This window comes from Streptomyces prunicolor NBRC 13075 (assembly GCF_000367365.1).
GTDB classification, from domain to species: Bacteria; Actinomycetota; Actinomycetes; order Streptomycetales; family Streptomycetaceae; genus Streptomyces; species Streptomyces prunicolor.
The window spans coordinates 41,246-57,958 of sequence record NZ_BARF01000052.1 but is presented as its reverse complement, the minus strand read 5'-3'; the positions used below and the strand labels follow the sequence as shown (position 1 = coordinate 57,958).

General features: G+C 69.7%; 17 protein-coding genes and 2 pseudogenes. 5 read left to right on the top strand and 14 right to left on the bottom strand.

Annotation, left to right across the window (positions count from 1 at the left end; genetic code table 11):
* Positions 1 to 211, bottom strand: a pseudogene (locus tag SPR02S_RS24370) (MarR family transcriptional regulator); the annotation flags it as partial.
* A gap of 34 nt (positions 212 to 245) precedes the next feature.
* Complete coding sequence (locus tag SPR02S_RS24365) at positions 246 to 1,334, bottom strand: PP2C family protein-serine/threonine phosphatase (protein ID WP_019059622.1); 1,089 nt, start codon at positions 1,332 to 1,334, stop codon at positions 246 to 248.
* Between the two features lie 172 nt (positions 1,335 to 1,506).
* Here SPR02S_RS24365 and SPR02S_RS24360 point away from each other — a divergent pair, with 172 nt between their 5' ends.
* Positions 1,507 to 2,013, top strand: a complete 507-nt coding sequence (locus SPR02S_RS24360; RefSeq protein WP_019059621.1) for a nitroreductase family deazaflavin-dependent oxidoreductase — start codon at positions 1,507 to 1,509, stop codon at positions 2,011 to 2,013.
* A 628-nt stretch (positions 2,014 to 2,641) separates the two neighbouring features.
* On the opposite strand, the pseudogene SPR02S_RS65980 reads toward SPR02S_RS24360, so the two are convergent.
* The 6 genes and pseudogenes from SPR02S_RS65980 to SPR02S_RS24335 form a co-directional block, all read right to left on the bottom strand.
* Positions 2,642 to 2,847: pseudogene (locus SPR02S_RS65980) on the bottom strand (transposase family protein); the annotation flags it as partial.
* Positions 2,848 to 3,010: 163 nt separating this feature from the next.
* Entirely contained in the window at positions 3,011 to 3,388 is a 378-nt protein-coding gene (locus tag SPR02S_RS24355) for a hypothetical protein (RefSeq protein ID WP_019059620.1), read from the bottom strand.
* Between the two features lie 138 nt (positions 3,389 to 3,526).
* Positions 3,527 to 4,759: a cation:proton antiporter gene (locus tag SPR02S_RS24350; protein WP_019059619.1), complete on the bottom strand. Its 1,233-nt coding sequence runs from the start codon at positions 4,757 to 4,759 to the stop codon at positions 3,527 to 3,529.
* A 5-nt stretch (positions 4,760 to 4,764) separates the two neighbouring features.
* Positions 4,765 to 5,250 (bottom strand): cation:proton antiporter regulatory subunit, encoded by a 486-nt coding sequence (locus tag SPR02S_RS24345; RefSeq protein ID WP_019059618.1) that lies wholly within the window; start codon positions 5,248 to 5,250, stop codon positions 4,765 to 4,767.
* A 60-nt stretch (positions 5,251 to 5,310) separates the two neighbouring features.
* Entirely contained in the window at positions 5,311 to 6,609 is a 1,299-nt protein-coding gene (locus SPR02S_RS24340; RefSeq protein ID WP_019059617.1) for an ArsB/NhaD family transporter, read from the bottom strand.
* Positions 6,606 to 7,883, bottom strand: a complete 1,278-nt coding sequence (locus SPR02S_RS24335; protein ID WP_019059616.1) for a cation:proton antiporter — start codon at positions 7,881 to 7,883, stop codon at positions 6,606 to 6,608. Before SPR02S_RS24335 ends, SPR02S_RS24340 begins: the two co-directional genes overlap by 4 nt.
* A 304-nt stretch (positions 7,884 to 8,187) precedes the next feature.
* On the opposite strand from SPR02S_RS24335, the gene SPR02S_RS24330 reads away from it, so the two are divergent.
* A complete protein-coding gene (locus SPR02S_RS24330; protein WP_245607609.1) occupies positions 8,188 to 8,607 on the top strand; it encodes an STAS domain-containing protein in 420 nt (139 codons plus the stop codon).
* A gap of 9 nt (positions 8,608 to 8,616) precedes the next feature.
* On the opposite strand, the gene SPR02S_RS24325 is transcribed toward SPR02S_RS24330, so the two are convergent.
* Positions 8,617 to 9,078, bottom strand: a complete 462-nt coding sequence (locus SPR02S_RS24325; RefSeq protein WP_019059614.1) for a CBS domain-containing protein — start codon at positions 9,076 to 9,078, stop codon at positions 8,617 to 8,619.
* Between the two features lie 283 nt (positions 9,079 to 9,361).
* On the opposite strand from SPR02S_RS24325, the gene SPR02S_RS24320 reads away from it, so the two are divergent.
* On the top strand, positions 9,362 to 10,279 hold the full coding sequence (locus tag SPR02S_RS24320) for an alpha/beta hydrolase (protein ID WP_019059613.1): 918 nt from the start codon (positions 9,362 to 9,364) through the stop codon (positions 10,277 to 10,279).
* A gap of 305 nt (positions 10,280 to 10,584) precedes the next feature.
* Positions 10,585 to 11,643 (top strand): PucR family transcriptional regulator, encoded by a 1,059-nt coding sequence (locus SPR02S_RS24315; RefSeq protein WP_019059612.1) that lies wholly within the window; start codon positions 10,585 to 10,587, stop codon positions 11,641 to 11,643.
* A 300-nt stretch (positions 11,644 to 11,943) separates the two neighbouring features.
* On the opposite strand, the gene SPR02S_RS56225 is transcribed toward SPR02S_RS24315, so the two are convergent.
* The 3 genes from SPR02S_RS56225 to SPR02S_RS24300 all read right to left on the bottom strand — a co-directional run bounded on the left by SPR02S_RS56225 (position 11,944) and on the right by SPR02S_RS24300 (position 15,155).
* Positions 11,944 to 12,357, bottom strand: coding sequence for a TetR/AcrR family transcriptional regulator (locus SPR02S_RS56225; RefSeq protein WP_019059611.1), 414 nt, complete (start codon positions 12,355 to 12,357; stop codon positions 11,944 to 11,946).
* A gap of 49 nt (positions 12,358 to 12,406) precedes the next feature.
* Positions 12,407 to 14,116: an LCP family protein gene (locus SPR02S_RS24305; RefSeq protein WP_245607608.1), complete on the bottom strand. Its 1,710-nt coding sequence runs from the start codon at positions 14,114 to 14,116 to the stop codon at positions 12,407 to 12,409.
* A 73-nt stretch (positions 14,117 to 14,189) separates the two neighbouring features.
* Positions 14,190 to 15,155 carry an ion transporter gene (locus tag SPR02S_RS24300; protein WP_019059609.1) on the bottom strand — a complete coding sequence of 322 codons (966 nt, stop codon included), beginning with the start codon at positions 15,153 to 15,155 and terminating at the stop codon, positions 14,190 to 14,192.
* Between the two features lie 164 nt (positions 15,156 to 15,319).
* Here SPR02S_RS24300 and SPR02S_RS56220 point away from each other — a divergent pair, with 164 nt between their 5' ends.
* The gene (locus SPR02S_RS56220; protein WP_019059608.1) at positions 15,320 to 15,478 is read left to right on the top strand and encodes a twin-arginine translocase TatA/TatE family subunit; all 159 of its coding nucleotides are present in this window, start codon (positions 15,320 to 15,322) and stop codon (positions 15,476 to 15,478) included.
* Between the two features lie 75 nt (positions 15,479 to 15,553).
* On the opposite strand, the gene SPR02S_RS24290 is transcribed toward SPR02S_RS56220, so the two are convergent.
* Together SPR02S_RS24290 and SPR02S_RS56215 are read right to left on the bottom strand one after the other, a co-directional pair.
* Positions 15,554 to 15,745, bottom strand: a complete 192-nt coding sequence (locus tag SPR02S_RS24290) for a hypothetical protein (protein ID WP_019059607.1) — start codon at positions 15,743 to 15,745, stop codon at positions 15,554 to 15,556.
* Between the two features lie 29 nt (positions 15,746 to 15,774).
* Positions 15,775 to 16,701, bottom strand: coding sequence for a CNNM domain-containing protein (locus SPR02S_RS56215; protein ID WP_245607607.1), 927 nt, complete (start codon positions 16,699 to 16,701; stop codon positions 15,775 to 15,777).
* Positions 16,702 to 16,713 lie beyond the last annotated feature (12 nt).

The window sequence follows — 16,713 nt, the reverse complement described above, 5'->3', positions numbered from 1 at the left end:
CTTGGAGCAGCTCGGCGAGCGCGACCAGTTTGGTGGCACCCCGGGTGGACAACACGACCAGCATCCGGAACTGCGGCAGGGTCACCCCCTCCTCGACAGCGGCGAGCGAGCGCGCGGAGACCGCCACCAGCAGCCGGGACGCGGTCAGCACCGCCCGGGTGACCTCGTCGACATCGTCCATGGCCCCCGCTGGGGTCTCTCGCTCCGGCATGTGTCCTTTCTACCGTGCCGAAGTCGCCGCTCACTCACGTGATGGGAACAGATTTTCCTTCCCCATGACCGTGGTAGCGCAGCAGGAGCATCGCGGCGTCGTCGTGCAGCGGCCCGGCGGCGTGCCGCACCAGGTCCTCGCGCACGGCTTGCAGGGCCCGCTGCGCGTCGGGTTCCTTGAGCAGGCCCGCCCTCTCACCGAGGGGGTAGAAGGAGCCGCCCGCGCCCCGGGCCTCGGTGACCCCGTCGGTATACAACAGCAGCTGCTCGCCGGGCGCGAAGTCCACCCGATAGGGCTTCGGGCCCTCGATCCCATGCGCACCCAGACCCAGCGGCAGGGCGTACACGGGCGGCTGCGGGAAGTCGACGGCGCCGTCCTGGCGTACGACCATGGGAGCCGGATGACCGTAGTTGAGGAATACGACCACACCGTCCGAGCCGATCTCGGCGAGGACCGCGGTGACGAACTTCTCGCCCTCCAATTCCCGGGCCACACTGCGCTCCAGGCGTTCCCCGAGCCCGACCAGGTCGGCTTCGTCGTGCGCCGCCTCCCTGAAGGCACCGAGCACCACGGCGGCCGTCTCCACCGCGGCCAGCCCCTTGCCCTGTACGTCCCCCACGATCACGCGGATCCCGTGCGGGGAGGCGACCACCTCGTACAGGTCACCGCCGATGCGCGCCTCCGCGACCGCCGAGGTGTACGACACCGCCGCCTGCAGCGGGCCCGCGGTCCTCGGCACCGGCCGCAGCAGCACCCGCTGGGCCACCTCCGCGATCGACCGCACGCTGGCCAGCTCCGCCTCTCTGCGGGAGCGCATCACGGCCGCCACGATGCCGGCGCCGGTCACGCCCGCCACCGACACCATCGCGGTGAAGCCCCGGCGCTCCTCGAACAGCCCGTCGTACAGCCCGAGCCCCACGCACAGCACCAGGGCCACCGAACCGGTCAGGGCCGTACGCCGCCACCCGCCGACCAGCCCGGAGAACGCCGGCCCCAGCGAGACCAGGGGCAGAAATCCCACCCCCGGACCGGCAACGACGTCCGCAGCGGCCACCACGGCCATAGCCGCCACCGGCATCCAGGACAGCGTCGCGGAATCGGGCGCCGTCCTGTCGACGCCCATGACATCCTCCAGCGGTGCGGCAGCGCGTAAAAGCTGCCTCTTCGTTTCTGACACAGACACACCTCCCCGCCTTTAGACTATGCAAAGGTTTCCGGGGCCAAACAGCCCTCGCCCCGGTCCTTTACCCGGCAGAAGCCGCAAGCCGCCGTGTCCGCCCCTCCGGCAGGCGAAGATGTCCCACAGACTGAGCACCCCGCACCGGCCCCAACTTCCCGCCGGGCGGCGGCGTTTCGGCGCCCGGCTGCCGATCGTCCTCTTCCGCGGCGGGCTTGGGCGGGCCTTGGGCAAACGGCTGCTCCTGCTGCACCACACCGGCCGCATCAGCGAACTCGGCCGTCGCACGGTCCTCGAAGTGGTGGAGCACGACGCGGCCCACGGCAGCTGGATCGTCGCCTCCGGCTTCGGCCCGCGGGCGGACTGGTACCGCAACCTGCACGCGGAGCCGAAGACCGTCATCCAGGTCGGCAACCGCCACCGCGCCGTCACGGCACACTTCCTCACGCCGGACGACGGCGCCGAGATCATGGCGGGCTACGCGCAACGGCACCCCCGGACCGCACAACGCCTGTGCACGTTCATGGCGTTGCCCAGCGACGGCAGCGAGGCCGGCTTCCGAGAGGTCGGCGGGAGCATCCCCTTCGTGCGCCTGGACGCCGACACCGATCCCCGACTGCCATGACCCACAGTGCGCTCACCGCCGGGCCGGCAGACCGGACGCGGCCAAGCGCCCCGGGATCGGCCCGGGGCGCTGGTTCACGGCAGCCGCTTCCCATACCGCGGCGGCACCCTCTCGGGCGCCGAACACCAGAGTCGCGCATGACACGGCCGGGGCGGCAGCATGCGCCCGCCACGTCAGAGTCTCGTAAGACCCGGGCACCCCCAGGGAGAGTGGCGGCAACGCGGCAGGGCCGAGACCTTTCCCGAAGGGCCGGCGAACATATCTTGCACTGTGCAAGAATTGCGTCGGGGGCCGAGCCGACGGCCGACAAGCACCCGGCGCCCAGGAGTGACCGGCATTTGTCAGGGGTTGGGTGGCACACCGGCCGTCGGCGGCCCGCCCTGCAGCCGCGCAGGGCGTGGACATCACCTTCTGCGGAACCCGCGACCGGCCCTCGGTGAGCGAGTGAGCCGCCTCCAAAAGGAGACGAGGCGCAGTGGCCAATGAAGGACCAGGAAGCGGCATCACAGAGGGTGGGGGCGACAATGGGAGCCGTGCAGGCTGAAGTCGCTGGTCACAGAGTTGGTGTACGTGGGCATCGGGATGCTCGCGCTGGTCGCCGGCAGGTGACTTTGGTGAAGATCGTCGGTCATCGGGCGACTTCGCGGTTCGTGAGGACCAGCAGGGCCCGGAACAGGGCAGCCGCCCAGGCGGGGTCGGTGCGGTGCGTACCTTGCCGAGGACGCGCCAGTTCTTGAGATGGGCGAAGCCGTGCTCCACGGGTGCCCCGACGGCCGCCAGTACCGTGTTGGACAGCTTCTGGCCTCGCGACAGGGGCCGGTTCCGGGCGGCCTTGTCATCGCAGCGCCCCGGAATCGGACCGAGTCGGCGAAGCAACAGCCGTGGCGCAGGGACACCTTGCCCCTCCTACCAAGATCCTTATCTGTAGCCCGAGCCCGAAAACGCCAGCGGGGCTCCCCGTCCACAGGAACGGGAAGCCTCACGCTGCCTGCGCCGGTCAACCGGCCATGGCTGCCACCACTAGCGCAACAGCCGCACCGCACAGCAGCACCACAAGCGGCCAGGCCAGCCAGCCGCGCCCGGTACGCCTGCGCCACAGCACCAGCCACAGCGCACACGCCGCCACGAACACGACCGTCACACCGCTCAGCTGGCCGTCCCGCCACGCCACCCGCACGGCGCCAGGGTCAGCACCCCATACAAGGAGCGCAACGAGGACACCCACGGTCAGCGCACACACCGCTTCCAGCAGCCTGCTCATACGGTGCCCTTCTTCTCCGGCGTCTCCGTCAGGCCAGTGCGCGATCGGAACGGACGGCTCGACCTCGACGGTCTCCGCCTTACGGCCTTCTACGTCCATGAAGGTGGACCGCACGCGGGCTCCTTCGCACGGGGCGGCCGGGGCGAGTCCCCGGCCCGGTCCGAGACGCGGCTCCGCCACAGCCTCTCGCGCGGACGCCAGTGAGATCCGGACCGCACTCGTACCGGGCCAGGGCGCCGGCCGCCTTACGTCCTAACCCACCTCCTGCGGTTCCTCGGCCACGCTCTCCAGTCCGCCTGCCGGGTCGGCCGCGGGTGCGGGCTTGCGGCGTCGCCCGGTCAGGAGGGTGGCCAGGGGCTCGGTGTAGCGGGCGGTGAGGGGGCCGACGATGACCAGGATCAGCACGTACGCCGTGGCCAGGGGGCCGAGGGAGGGTTCGATGCCGGAGGTGACGGCGAGGCCGGCGATGACGATCGAGAACTCACCCCGGGCGACCAGCGTGCCGCCCGCTCGCCAGCGGCCCTTCACCGAGATCCCCGCGCGCCGGGCCGCCCAGTACCCCGTGGCGATCTTCGTGCCGGCGGTGACCACCGCCAGGGCCAGCGCGGGCAGCAGGACCGGCGGGATGCTCGCCGGGTCGGTGTGCAGGCCGAAGAAGACGAAGAACACGGCGGCGAACAGGTCCCGCAGCGGGGAGAGCAGGCTGTGCGCACCCTCCGCGGCCTCGCCGGACAGGGCGATGCCGACCAGGAACGCGCCCACGGCGGCGGACACCTGGAGCTGCTGGGCGAGACCGGCCACCAGCAGGGTCAGGCCCAGGACGACCAGCAGCAGCTTCTCGGGGTCGTCGCTGGAGACGAAGCGGGAGATGTGGCGGCCGTAGCGGACCGCGACCAGCAGGACGAGTGCCGCGGCGCCGAGCGCGACGGCCAGGGTGAGACTGCCCGCCGCGAGGCCCGTGCCGGCCAGCAGGGCGGTGATGATCGGCAGATAGACGGCCATGGAGAGGTCTTCCAGGACCAGGACGCTGAGGATGACGGGGGTCTCGCGGTTGCCGAGGCGGCCCAGGTCGCCGAGGACCTTGGCGATGACACCCGAGGAGGAGATCCAGGTGACCCCGGCCAGTACCACCGCGGCGACGGGTCCCCAGCCGAGCAGCAGCGCCATGGCGGCACCGGGCAGCGCGTTGAGGGTGGCGTCGACGAGACCGGCGGTGTACTGGGTCTTGAGGTTGGAGACGAGATCGCTGGCCGAGTACTCCAGGCCGAGCATCAACAGCAGCAGGACGACACCGATCTCGGCGCCGATGGCGACGAACTCCTCGCTCGTGCCCAACGGGAGCAGCCCGCCCTCGCCGAAGGCCAGTCCGGCCAGCAGGTAGAGCGGTATCGGGGAGAACTGGAAGCGCGCGGCGAACCGGCCCAGCAGTCCCAGGGCCAGGATGATCGCGCCGAACTCGATCAGGAACCGTGCGGATGAATGCATCGGGGTCACTCCCGCCCGAGTATCGCCGCGGCCGACTCGACGCCCTCGCGCGTGCCGATCACGATCAGGGTGTCCCCGCCGGCCAGCCGGAAGTCCGGCGTGGGAGACGGCACGGCCTCGGCCCGGCGCAGTACGGCCACGATCGAGACGCCGGTCTCCGTGCGCATCCGGGTCTCGCCCAGCACCCGGCCGTTCCAGTACGAGAGCGCCGACAGCGCGACGCGCTCCGCGACCAGCCCGAGTTCGGTCGTGGACAGCAGGTTCGGGCTGTGGTGCGAGGGCAGCAGGGCGTCGATGAGCGCCGTCGTCTCCCCCGCGGTCAGCCGTACCGACAGGGCGCAGGCGTCCGGATCGTCCGTGCGGTAGGCGTTCAGCGTGCGCTCGCCGTCCCTGTGCGCGACCACCGACACACGGCGCCGCTCACGCGTCGTCAGGTCGTACCGGACACCGATCCCCGGCAACGGCGTACTGCTCACGCGTGGAGTACCCATGTGTGTCTTCCTGTCCTCTGTCTTTGTCATCTCTGTCCGATGTCGGTGCGGTGGTCCTGTTCAGGCCAGGGCGAAGTAGCGCAGCCACACGTAGGCGAGCGAGATGGCCACGGTGACGGCGGTCACGACGAGGCCGTACTTGGTGAACTGCCAGAAGGTGATGGGCTGTTGGTTGCGTTCGGCGATGCCGAGGACGACGACGTTCGCGGAGGCGCCGATGGCGGTGGCGTTGCCGCCGAGGTCGGCGCCGAGGGCGAGGGCCCACCACATGACGTGGTCGCCGGCGCCGCCCATGTTGTGGACCAGGTCGCCGGTGATGGGCGCCATGGTGGCGACGTACGGGATGTTGTCGACGACGCCGGAGAGGACTGCGGAGGCGCCCAGCAGCGTGAGGGAGCCGCCGAGTTCGTTGGTGCCGATGGCGTCGGCGAGTGCTTTGGAGACCTCGTCGATGACGCCGGTGTCGATCAGGCCGCCGATCATGATGAACAGGCCGGCGAAGAAGGCGAGCGTGGGCCACTCGACCTCGGACAGGACCTCGCTCGTCTCGGCCGTGGAGACAGCGATGAGCAGTCCGGCGCCGAGCAGCGCGACGATGCTCGGCTCGTAGTGCAGTACCGGGTGCAGGACGAAACCGGCCACCACCAGGGCCAGGACCACCAGCCCCTGGACCAGCAGGCGCGGGTCCTTGATGGCCTCGCGTTCCTCCAGGGCCATGATCTCGGCGGCGCGGTCCTCGTCGTACACGAACGTCTTGCGGAACATCACCCGGCACAGCAGCAGGAGTACGACGACCAGAACCGCGGACAGCGGGGCGAGGTGGACCAGGAAGTCGTTGAAGGTGATCCCGGCCCGGCTGGCGATGATGATGTTGGGCGGGTCGCCGACCAGGGTCGCCGTGCCGCCGATGTTCGAGGCGAACACCTCCGCGATCAGGAACGGGGCCGCGGACAGGCCGAGGCGTTCGCAGACCAGCAACGTCACCGGGGCGATCAGTAGGACCGTGGTCACGTTGTCCAGCAGTGCCGAGGCAACCGCCGTGATGACGATCAGCATGGCCATCACCCGGAAGGGTTCGGCCTTCGCCTTCTTCACGGACCAGATAGCCAGGTACTCGAACATGCCGGTCTTCTTCAGCACGCCGACGATCATCATCATGCCCATGAGCAGGAAGATGACGTTCCAGTCGATGCCGGAGTCCTCGGAGTAGAACGCCGAGACGTCGTCGGTCGCCCCGATCGCGAGCATGAGGCCCGCGCCGCCCAGGGCAACGGCGACGCGGTGGATCTTCTCGCTGATGATCAGGGCGTAGGCGCCGACGAAGACGACGATCGCGGCCCAGCTGTGCCAGTCGTTCACGATCCTCCGAGGGGGTCTGCCAGGGGTTTCGGGATGGGCTGCGGGGCGGTGCCCCGGGTGACCACACCGTCCGGACGGGGGTCATCGCGGGCCGGGATGCCCGCGAGGTCGTCCACGTCGAAGGCGCGGGCGATCGGTACGTCCGTGGAACTGTGGGCGATGATCGAGAAGGCGATGCAGACCGAAATGAGGGTGAACGCCTTCTGGGCCTGCGGGATGCCGGACTGCAGCACCAGCAGGCCGTAGACCACCGACGCGAAGCCTTTCGGCCCGAACCAGGCCGCCACCAGCCTCTCCTTGCGGGAGATACGGGTGCCGAGCAGCGAGATCAGCAGCGACACCGGGCGGATCAGGACGATCGCCAGGACCACGGCCGCGTAGCCGCCCAGGGACAGATCACCGAACAGCTTCGGGGTCAGCAGCGCGCCGAAGACCAACAACGCGGCGAACTTGGCGAGTTCCGCCAGTGCCTCGCCGAGCGGCTCGAAGGACGCCTTCGCCTCCGGGGAGGTGTGCGCCAGCACGGCTCCTGCCGAGAACGCCGCCAGGTAGGGGTTGGCGTGGGTGAGGTGGCAGGCCGCGTACAGGATGATGCCGCTCGCCAGCGGCAGCAGGGGCTGCAGCTTGGGCTCGGCGCCCAGCAGCCGGAAGCGGACGAGGCCGTTGACGATCAGCGGCAGGACGATACCGAACGCAAGGCCGAGGAACAGCTCAAGAACGATCGTGGAGCCGGAGGATTCCGCACTGCCCGCGGTCGGGCCCGCGGCGGCGATCAGGACCAGCACGACCGGCAGAGCGAGCCCGTCGTTGATACCGCTCTCCACGTTCAGCAACTGCCGCAGCTTGGCCGGGACTTCCCTCCGTCCCACGATCGCCGAGGCGAACACCGGGTCCGTGGGAGCCAGCACCGCGCCCACCAGGAACGACGTCGTCCAGTCCAAGCCCACCAGATAGCGGGTGACCAGGGCCATGAAGACGAACGCGAGCGGCATACCCAGGCCCAGGGCGCGCGCCGGGTTCTTCCAGTGGGCGCGCAGCGTGGGCAGGGAAACGTGCATGCCGTCGGTGAACAGCACCGCGAACAGCGCCAGATCGGCCGTCACGGACACGATCTCGCTGTCCGGAGTGATGTGGATCAGGCCGAGAAACCCGTCACTGACGAGCGCTCCGCCGACGAGGAAGAGGAGGGAGGTGGAGAGCACCGTCCGCGCCGCCAGGCCCGACAACAGCACCGCCACCAGCAGTGCGGCCCCGAACACCACCACGAGCACCATGGCTTACGCCCCCGATCGGAAGAGAGAGTGATCCCCTACTCGCCGACCAGGCTTCCCGGCACACCACAGGGAACCTTACAGGTTCTTGACGCGTCTTTAACAGTTTATTGGTGTGCACAGTCGGGGCGGGAATTCTGCCGGGTTCCGGCAACCGAGCATCACCGTCTCTTCTCGGCCGGGGAACTCGATCAGTCCAGCCAGGAGCCTCTCGGACGGCGGCCGGGGCAATCTCTGTCTAGGGTGACGATCAGGTGCGCCGGGAAGTCTGGTCGGCAATAAGCTGTCCCCTGCCCTGGAGCCCCGGATGCCAGAGTCCTCTCCCGCCCGTAGGCCCCACGAGCACCGCCGACTGCCGGGAATGGGCAGCCGCATACGGCATCCGTTCCGCCGCAGCGCCGGCAGCAGGGCTTCGGACGCCGACCACGTCGTCGTCCGGCTCTCCGGGGAAATCACCTCCAAGAACGCCCGGGCCATCGGCGCGAGCCTGCGGGAAGCCCTCCGGGCGCCGCCCCGTGTCCTGGAGGTCGACCTCGACCGGGTGACCTACCTCAGTTCCGACGGCGGTGCGGCCTTCTTCATGGCCCTCCTCGCGGCACGGCCGCACGGCACCCGGATGATCGTCACCCACGCCGGTGCCCAGGCACGCGCCACCCTCATCCAGCTGGGCCTGCCCCTCGCCCTCGACATCTACGAGGGCGACGGCGACGACCCGGACAACACCTGACACCGCCGGTCAGGGTGTGGCGGCCAGCAGCCGTTCCAGCAGGTGCGAGGCCGTGATCACACCGAGCAGCCGGCCACCGGCCGTGTTCTTCTCCACGACCGCCACCAGGGGGCTGCGCACCTGCGCCATCTGCGCCGCCACCTCCAGCACGGTGTCGTCCGGGGCGGCGACCGGCGGCGCGGGCACGGTCTTCGACAGGCAGTCGCGCACCTTGCGGCCCTTCAGTGCCTGGCACAGCCGGTCGGCGTGACGTTCGTCGACCACCGCGGCGAGCGTCGGGTCCTCGATCACGTACACCGGCACCAGGATCTTGATCATCTGCGAGGCGGGCAGAATCGCCTTTGGCGTCCCCCGCTCGTCCACCACCAGCAGTGCCGGCAGCCGGTGTTCGGCCATCAGCCGCGCGGCGTCCATCGCGTCGCTGTCGAGGCCGACCGTCTCGTACTCCACCGCCAAGTCACGCGCACGCACGCCCGGCTCCCGTCTCGCTCTCCAAGTCCCGGCTGCCACCGTCATGCGGATGATGCAGATGCGCTGCCGGGACGGCACTTCGCACGATACAACCGGCCTGCCCTGCGGCCTACGACGCGGAGAGGAGACCGGTCGGGGGCACCCGCCGCGGACCGTGGCACGATGCGACAGTGACTCGGTCCCGGGCAGGAAACGGCTCCTTCGACGACGGCGCCCGCCTCGGATCCCGCGGGGCTCGCTCGGGCTCGGCCGCATACGCCCCTGGTCGGGGCGAGGAGCCGTCGTGACCAGCGCCCACGAACACGGACTCGGCGAACACCCCACTGAGCTGGTCGAGTTGGCCGCCGGGCCGGTCGAGTACCGCTTCGACCGACGTGGCCCCGTCACCGTCGTGGTTTTCTACGGCGGGCACATGCGCGCAGGGCTCTCACTGGGCGAGGAGGTGTTCGCCGAAGCCGGATGGTCGGTGCTCGTGCCGTCCCGCCCGGGGTACGGCCGCACGCCGGTCTCGACCGGAGGATCGGCCGGCGGGTTCGCCGGTGTCACCGCCGCACTCTGCGCACACCTGGGCATCACCGATGTCTCTGCCGTGGTCGGCGTATCGGGGGGCGGACCCACCGCGGTGGCGATGGCGGCACGCCACCCGGCCTTGGTGTGGAGGCTGATCCTGCAGAGCGCCGTCGGACCGCTGCCCTGGCCCGACCGCCGCACCCGCCTCGGCGCCCAGATCGTGTTCGCACCGCACACGGAACGCGTCTCCTGGGCACTCGTGCACTCCCTCGTGCGGTACGCGCCCAACGCCGGCCTGCGGATGCTGCTGCGCGACCTCACGCTCCTGCCCGTACGGGATGTGGTCTCGGGTCTTCGGCCGGAGGACCGGGCGAGGCTGGTCGCACTGTTCTCGCGGATGCGGTCGGGGCGCGGGTTCACGCGCGACCTCAAGGAGGTTGGGACCACCGGAGACTTGGCCGGTCATGCGGGCCAGGTCTCCCAGCCCGCTCTGGTGATCGCCACCCGCCAGGACGCGGCGGTACGGTTCGCGCACGCCCAGGCGCTCGCCGCCACCCTCCCGCACGCCGAACTGCTCGAAAGCCTCGCCGACAGCCACCTCATCTGGTTCGGCCGGGACTGGCCACTGATCGCCGAACAGATCCACGCCTTCCTCAAGGACGGTCCGTCACGAACTATGCAGCGGCACTGAGGGTTGACGAGCAAATGACGGGACGGTAGCTCGGGTGATCGCCCATTCGACGTCAGTGGCGACGCGGTCGACCAGTTGGCAAAGGGCGGCCACGGCGCGGGCGGGCCGATCGCCGCGCCCGCTGTCCCGTTGCCGGGCACCTGCTGATACCCGGCAACGGGATCATCCATCGTGCTCCCCTTGAGCCATCGTGCACGTCAGGCGCGTCCCCGCGCATTGCCCGTTCCCGGCAGTTTTCACTAGGGTCTGGATGCCGGTCGCCGCTAAGAAACCGTCGCTGGCGCGTCAAGAAAACGAGAGGTGCCGTGAAGGGGCAGGAGATACCTGAGCAGTATCTGGACGGCTATGCCCAACTCCTGGCGGACGTCTCCGCCACCGGCCGCCGCCTCACCCGGGCCGAGTTGGAGACCCGCCGCGCCCTGGGCGAACAGGCCGCCGAGGCCGGCCACGGACTCCGCTCTCTCGTCAACGGCCATCTCGCCGCGACCCGTGCCACCTGGCCCGAGACCCCCGGCTCGGCGGACAGTGCCCTGGCTGCGGTGCAGCAAGTCGTCGATGCCTTCGCCGAGGGCTACGAACGCGCCCAGCGCCTCGCCGTACGACAGGAAGAAGCCGCCCGGCGGGAGTTCATCGACGACCTCCTCCACGGCCGCAGCGACCTGGGCCACCTCGCCGAGCGTGCCGAACGCTTCGGCCTGCGCCTCTCCCACGCACACGCCGTCGCCGTGGCGCAGGGGCCGACGGCGTACGACGAGAGCGCCCCGGTGCCACGACAGGTCGAGCGCTCCCTCATCGCCCGCTTCGGCGACCGCAACATCCTGCTCACCACCAAAGACGGCCGGATGCTGTGCATCGCACCCGGTGACCAGGACGAGGTCCTCACCCATTTCGCCAGGCAGGCGTATGCCGCCACCGACGGCGGACACGTCGCGATCGGCCGCGCCCAGCCCGGCACGGGCGGGGTCGTCCAGTCGTACAAGGAGGCTCTCAACACCCTCGAACTGGCCGAGCGCCTGGACCTCGACGACCCGGTCCTGCGCGCCGCCGACCTGCTCGTCTACCCCGTTCTCACCCGCGACCGCCAGGCCATGGCCGACCTCGTCCTCGACACCCTCGGCCCGCTCACCGCTGCCCGCGGCGGCGTCCAGCCCCTCCTGGACACCCTCAGCGCGTACTTCGACTACGGCTGCGTCGCCGCCGAAGCCGCCCGCCAACTCTCACTCAGCGTGCGCGCCCTCACCTACCGCCTGGAACGCATCCACAAACTCACCAGCGCCAACCCCGCCGACCCGGCCCACCGCTACATGCTCCAAACCGCCGTCATCGGCGCCCGACTGCTGGACTGGCCCACCAAGGAACTCTGAGCAACCCGCACCGCAGTAGTCGCGGTCAGGACTCGCCGAATCAGGCAAACGGGTCACAGCCGACCGTCATCCGCCCCCCGACCGGCAAGAACACGGGTCTTTTCTGCTTCTGGTGGATCCGTCGCCGCGCCGCCTGACAAGCCCCCTGGGCAACCGACGAGCTGTCGTCCAACGAATGAGGAGATGACGGCCAAGACAACGAGAACTGCGAGAGCGGAGCCCCCAAGCCGACCCCGGTTAGCTGGCGAACTCTGTTCCATGGGCATAGGTCCGGATGGACATGCAGCGCGCTGATCTCCTCTAGGACCCGGACAGTCGCTCCACCTCGGCATGGGCACCGCTCAGCAGCCGCCCGAAGAGGGCCACGCTCGCCTCGCTGTCCTCCAGCAGAACGTGCCGCAGGTAGCCGCGCAGGACCGGATCGGCGCCGAAGACCTTGGCGGAGACCTCACCGAGCGAGGTCATCACGCCCTTCTCCGGGTCCAGGGTGCGGAGTTGCTCCCCGATGTGGTCCAGGACGTATTCGTCCACGGCCTCCCGCAGCCCCTGCTTGGAACCGAAGTGCCGGGTCACCAGCGCCGGCGAGAGCCCCGCCGCAGCCGCCACCGCCCGGGTCGAGGTCGCCTCGAACCCGTGCTCGGCGAACAGCTCCAGCGCAGCCTCACGCAGCCGTGCCCGCCCGGTCAGATCACTCTTCGCCACCGCCCGCACCATGGCCGCAGCGTAACCGCCCCCAGGACGAAGCCACGGTGGCCCTCATGGGTCACGATGCCGAGTCCTTCTTGCTGCTCGCCGCCGCGTAAGCCTGGGTCGGAGTCATCGCCACGCCGTTCAGTGACACGGTCTTGTAGGGGCTGACCTTGGCGCAGGTCTTGGACTCGTCGGCGGTCGAGGCGTTGGCGTTGGAGACAGCCGCGTGGGTGTCGGCGGGGGCGGCGGCGCTGCTGGAGTACGTCGTGCCGCTGGGCCAGTCGCTGCCGATGACGAGGGTCAGTCCGCTCTCGCTGCTCTGGGTGAAATGCGAGGCGGACAGCCCGAGGGCGGAGGCCACCGTCTGCGCCTCGGCCTTCTCGCCGGGGCCGTAGGTGAGCTTGGTGGTCGCCGACTGCTCGGGCGCGTTACCCGTGCTGGTGCCGGGGCTGAAGCCCTTGGCGATGAGCGCGTTGGCGATCACAGAGGCGCGTCCGCTGATGGTGGTGCCGTTCTCCACCCGTACGGCGACCTCGGCGGCCGGCACCGTGGCTGCCACGGACTCGGTCGCGGACGGCGAGGCGGAAGCTTTCTGCTTGCTGCTCTCGGCAGTCAGGGACTGGTCGTTGGCAATGGTCGCGAACAGGGACTTGGCACCTGCCGCCGGTACGACGCGGTTGGCGTTTGTCGGGTCGGCCCCGGTCTGCATGGTGGTGAAGGTCATCCGCTTGGACGGGACCTTGTTCAGGTCGGTCGCCAGGTCAACGAGCTTGCTGACGCTGCCCAGGCCGGTGTCGACGGTCAGGGCCTTGGTGGCGGCGTCGGCGAGCGAGTAGACCTTGGCGGGGTTGGCCAGGGTGCCCGCGCTCTTGAATTTGCGGATCATGGCGCTGAGGAAGAGGTGCTGGGAGACGGTACGGCCCAGGTCACTCCCGTCACCGAAGCCGTGCCGGGAGCGCACGAACTCCAGTGCCGCCTCGCCCTTGAGGGTGTGGGTGCCCTTGGCGAGCTTGAGGTGCGAGTAGGTGTCGTAGACGTTGTCGCTGACGCACACCGACACCCCGCCCACGGCGTCGGACATCTTCACCACGCCGGAGAAGTCGAGCATCACGAAGTGGTCGACGGTGATGCCGGTTAGCTCGTGGACGGTCTTGACCTGGCAGGCCGGGCCGTACTGCAGGGCGCTGTTGATCTGACCGTAGTAGCCGGACGTGGACTGGCTGCTGTCCGGGTCCTTGCAGGCGGGGACCTGGGTCATGGTGTCGCGCGGGACGCTCATCACGGTGGCGTTGGAGCGGTCGGCGGAGACGTGCATCACCATCTCCACGTCCGCGTTGTGCCCGACCGTCGAACTCGCGGAGCCGCAGCCGCCGCCCAGTTTGCAGTCGGCGGCGTTGTTCCGCCCGTCCGAACCGATCACCAGGATGTTGAGAGGGGTGCGGCCGAAGGCGTCGGCCTTCTCCTTGCCACCGGCCCCGTCGTCGATCGCGACACTCTTGATGTTGCCGTTGAGGTGCTGCCACAGCCAAGCTCCGGCCCCGGCGGTGACCAGGATCAGCGCCGACACGGTGATCAGGGCTATGCGGGTCAGCCGTTTGCGCCGGGCTACGGGTTTCGCCCGTCGGCCCGATTGGCGCCCCCTGGGTCGTGCGGCTTGGCGGGCGGCAGCCCTTCCGCCCGGCGGCCGGTGGGCCGACGCTCCGTCCGCTCTGGGTTGGTGGGGCACGGTGGAGCGATCTCGCGTGGCCGCACGGCCGGATGTCTCGCCCCACGGGTCGCTCATCCACCACTCCCTACACTGTCGCCGACACCAACCGCCGGCGCGACAATGAGACGGCAGAGAGCCAACCCGTACGTCAGGGCGCACCCCTCGGGCTGGATGATTGCGCAATATAGCAACTGTCGCCGTTTCCGCCGGTGACCTCTCCCACATCCGCAGTCCGCACTGCCGACTGAACGAGGTCCTGTTCGAGGTCGTCCAGTGCCCGGCGGGCCGTGGCAATGCGTGCCAGCAGCAGTCGGCGGCCCTCGTCCTCCGACGCCGGCAAAGTCTGCTGCTGCGGCTCGTCCCGCTCCGTCTCACGGGCATCGTCCAGGGACGTGAGGACCACGCCGATCAGGACATTGACCAGGACGAAGGAGGCGAGGAGCACGTACGAGGCGTAGTAGACGAGGCTCCAGCGGGAGATCTCCAGGCCGGCGTGGACGGCGTCGCCGATGCCGTCCAGGGTCATCAGCAGGAACAGGGTGAGGACCGCGCGGCCGATGAAGCCGTAGTGGTGGGGGTCCTGGTGGCCGAAGAAGACCCATCCGACCATGGCGTAGACGTACAGCACCAGCCCGCCGACGAGCAGGAAGCTCAGCGTGCCGGGCAGGCTGCGGGCCACGGCGACCAGGACGACCCGGAGTTGGGGCAGGAAGCGGGCAGTGCGCAGGACGCGGGCCAGACGCAACAGCCTTAGCACGGTGGTGTTCTCGCGTACGACGGGCAGGAAGGCGCACAGGACGACGGCCAGGTCGAAGAGGTTCCAGGGGTCCTTGACGAAGTCCCGGGGGCGGTCTGCGTGGGCGACCAGGCGCAGCAGGATCTCGACCGTGAAGGCGGCCAGGCAGGTGTGCTCGGCCAAGCGTAACCAGTGGTGCCAGTCGGCGGCCAGCCCCGGATAAGTCTCGACGCCGAGCAGGGCGGCGTTGGCGAGGATGACGGCGAAGACGGTGAGGGCGAACCAGCGGGCCTCGGTGACGGTGCGGCAGCGGCCCGCCAGTTCCTGGCGGGCGGATCGGGGTGTCGCCTCGGTTCCGTTGTCGTGCTGGTCTTGCATCCTGCTGTCTCCGCTCCCTAGCGCGGGCTCACGTCCCACCAACTGGGCTGGAAGGCGGGGTGGTTGAGCGATCACGCTTCGGGAGAGACTTCTACAGCACTGTGGATTGCAGGGTGTGGCCGGTACGCCGTAGCGGCCTGGTTCCCCGGGAGAAAGCAGACCTGATGTTCGGCTTGAGCGAACTGGCCGTGATCCTTCTCGTCGTCGTGGTCGTCCTCGGGATCAAGAAGCTTCCGGAGCTGACGCGTTCGGCGGGCAAGGCGACCCGTATCTTCAAGAGCGAGGCCAGGGCGCTCAAGGAGGACGACTCCCGGCGCCCCTGACGGCGCGGTGCACGACCGAGGTCGGGATGTGCCGGCCCGGCGATTGGCTGTTGGGCTCACTCGCATTCCGCGCCGCTAGTCCGGCTGGGCGGCGAACAGCTCCAGGTGCGCGCAGGTGGGGCAACGATAGGCGTCGATCTGCCAGCGCGGTCGGCCCATCCTCTTGGCATTGCCGAGCGGGCCTCGCTGAAGGGGGCCCGCGATCCACCGCGCGAACCCGCGAGCGCCTTGTCCGGAGTCCTCGACGAAGCCCGGCTCCAGCCCCACCGCACCGCATTGGGTGCACCGTATGTTGTTCACCGGGGGGAGTGTAGTGAGCGGCTGCGGGCGTTGGCCGTCCGGGCCGGTTCCCAACGTCCTGTCCGACGCCCGGAGTTGAGACGCCGGACAGGAGCACCGCCGTTATGCCGCCTGGGGATGCAGGAACGCGCGAGCAGGTCGTCGAGAGTGACCATGCCGGTGAGGTTGCCGATCTCGTCACGGACCACCGCGAGGGAGGCCCTGCGCCGGCGGAGTTGCTCGATGGCGTGGCTGATCGTGTCCTGCTCGGTCAGCTCCGGTATCGGACGGGCAAGGTCTCGGGCGGTGACCGTACGCCCGCGGGTACGGGCGATGAGCGCGTCACGGGCGTGCGCGGAATCGACGGTGAGCAGCTCCGAGTCGGTCTCGCTGATCAGGCCGGGGCGCTTCGACTCCTCGACGAGATGGGTGAGTTGCTCGCGGTTGTGGACCTCGGCCAGCTCGTCGCGCGGGGTGACCCGGCACAGCCGTACCGGCGCATTGCTCAACCTCACGACGACCATGGCGACGGCGAAGGAGACGCCGTAGCTCAGCCCGCTCGGCAGGCCCAGCTTGTGCAGCAGTGGGTCGAGTTCGTGCGAGATCGCGGGCTTGGACACCGAGCCGAGGCCCAACGTGCAGATCGTGATACCGAGTTGGGCGTCGGCCGGCATGAGGGACAGCCGCTCCAGCGCCTTCAGCGCGCGGGCGGCCTTCTTGTCCCCCGCCTCGGCTTCACGCGCGAGGGCGAGCCGGCCGGCGGAGACGTGGGCAAGCTCCTGGGCGACGAAGCAGCCGGTGCCGGCGGTCAGAGACCGTGCCCCGAGGGGTCCGTCGATCCGGCGGACCAGATCAGTGCTCCTCTGGTGACGGTGCGATCCGTAAAACGATTCCGGGCACATCCGGGTCCCCGGAGCCACCGGTGACCATCGCAGGTCACGCATCGAAGGCGACGA

What these genes read in the sequence shown, in the direction of transcription:
- SPR02S_RS24365 (WP_019059622.1), bottom strand. Translation starts at nt 1,334, where the DNA reads ATGGGCGTCGACAGGACGGCGCCCGATTCCGCGACGCTGTCCTGGATG.
- SPR02S_RS24360 (WP_019059621.1), top strand. Translation starts at nt 1,507, where the DNA reads ATGTCCCACAGACTGAGCACCCCGCACCGGCCCCAACTTCCCGCCGGG.
- SPR02S_RS24350 (WP_019059619.1), bottom strand. Translation starts at nt 4,759, where the DNA reads ATGCATTCATCCGCACGGTTCCTGATCGAGTTCGGCGCGATCATCCTG.
- SPR02S_RS24345 (WP_019059618.1), bottom strand. Translation starts at nt 5,250, where the DNA reads ATGGGTACTCCACGCGTGAGCAGTACGCCGTTGCCGGGGATCGGTGTC.
- SPR02S_RS24335 (WP_019059616.1), bottom strand. Translation starts at nt 7,883, where the DNA reads ATGGTGCTCGTGGTGGTGTTCGGGGCCGCACTGCTGGTGGCGGTGCTG.
- SPR02S_RS24330 (WP_245607609.1), top strand. Translation starts at nt 8,188, where the DNA reads ATGCCAGAGTCCTCTCCCGCCCGTAGGCCCCACGAGCACCGCCGACTG.
- SPR02S_RS56225 (WP_019059611.1), bottom strand. Translation starts at nt 12,357, where the DNA reads ATGGTGCGGGCGGTGGCGAAGAGTGATCTGACCGGGCGGGCACGGCTG.
- SPR02S_RS24305 (WP_245607608.1), bottom strand. Translation starts at nt 14,116, where the DNA reads ATGAGCGACCCGTGGGGCGAGACATCCGGCCGTGCGGCCACGCGAGAT.
- SPR02S_RS24300 (WP_019059609.1), bottom strand. Translation starts at nt 15,155, where the DNA reads ATGCAAGACCAGCACGACAACGGAACCGAGGCGACACCCCGATCCGCC.
- SPR02S_RS56220 (WP_019059608.1), top strand. Translation starts at nt 15,320, where the DNA reads ATGTTCGGCTTGAGCGAACTGGCCGTGATCCTTCTCGTCGTCGTGGTC.
- SPR02S_RS56215 (WP_245607607.1), bottom strand. Translation starts at nt 16,701, where the DNA reads ATGCGTGACCTGCGATGGTCACCGGTGGCTCCGGGGACCCGGATGTGC.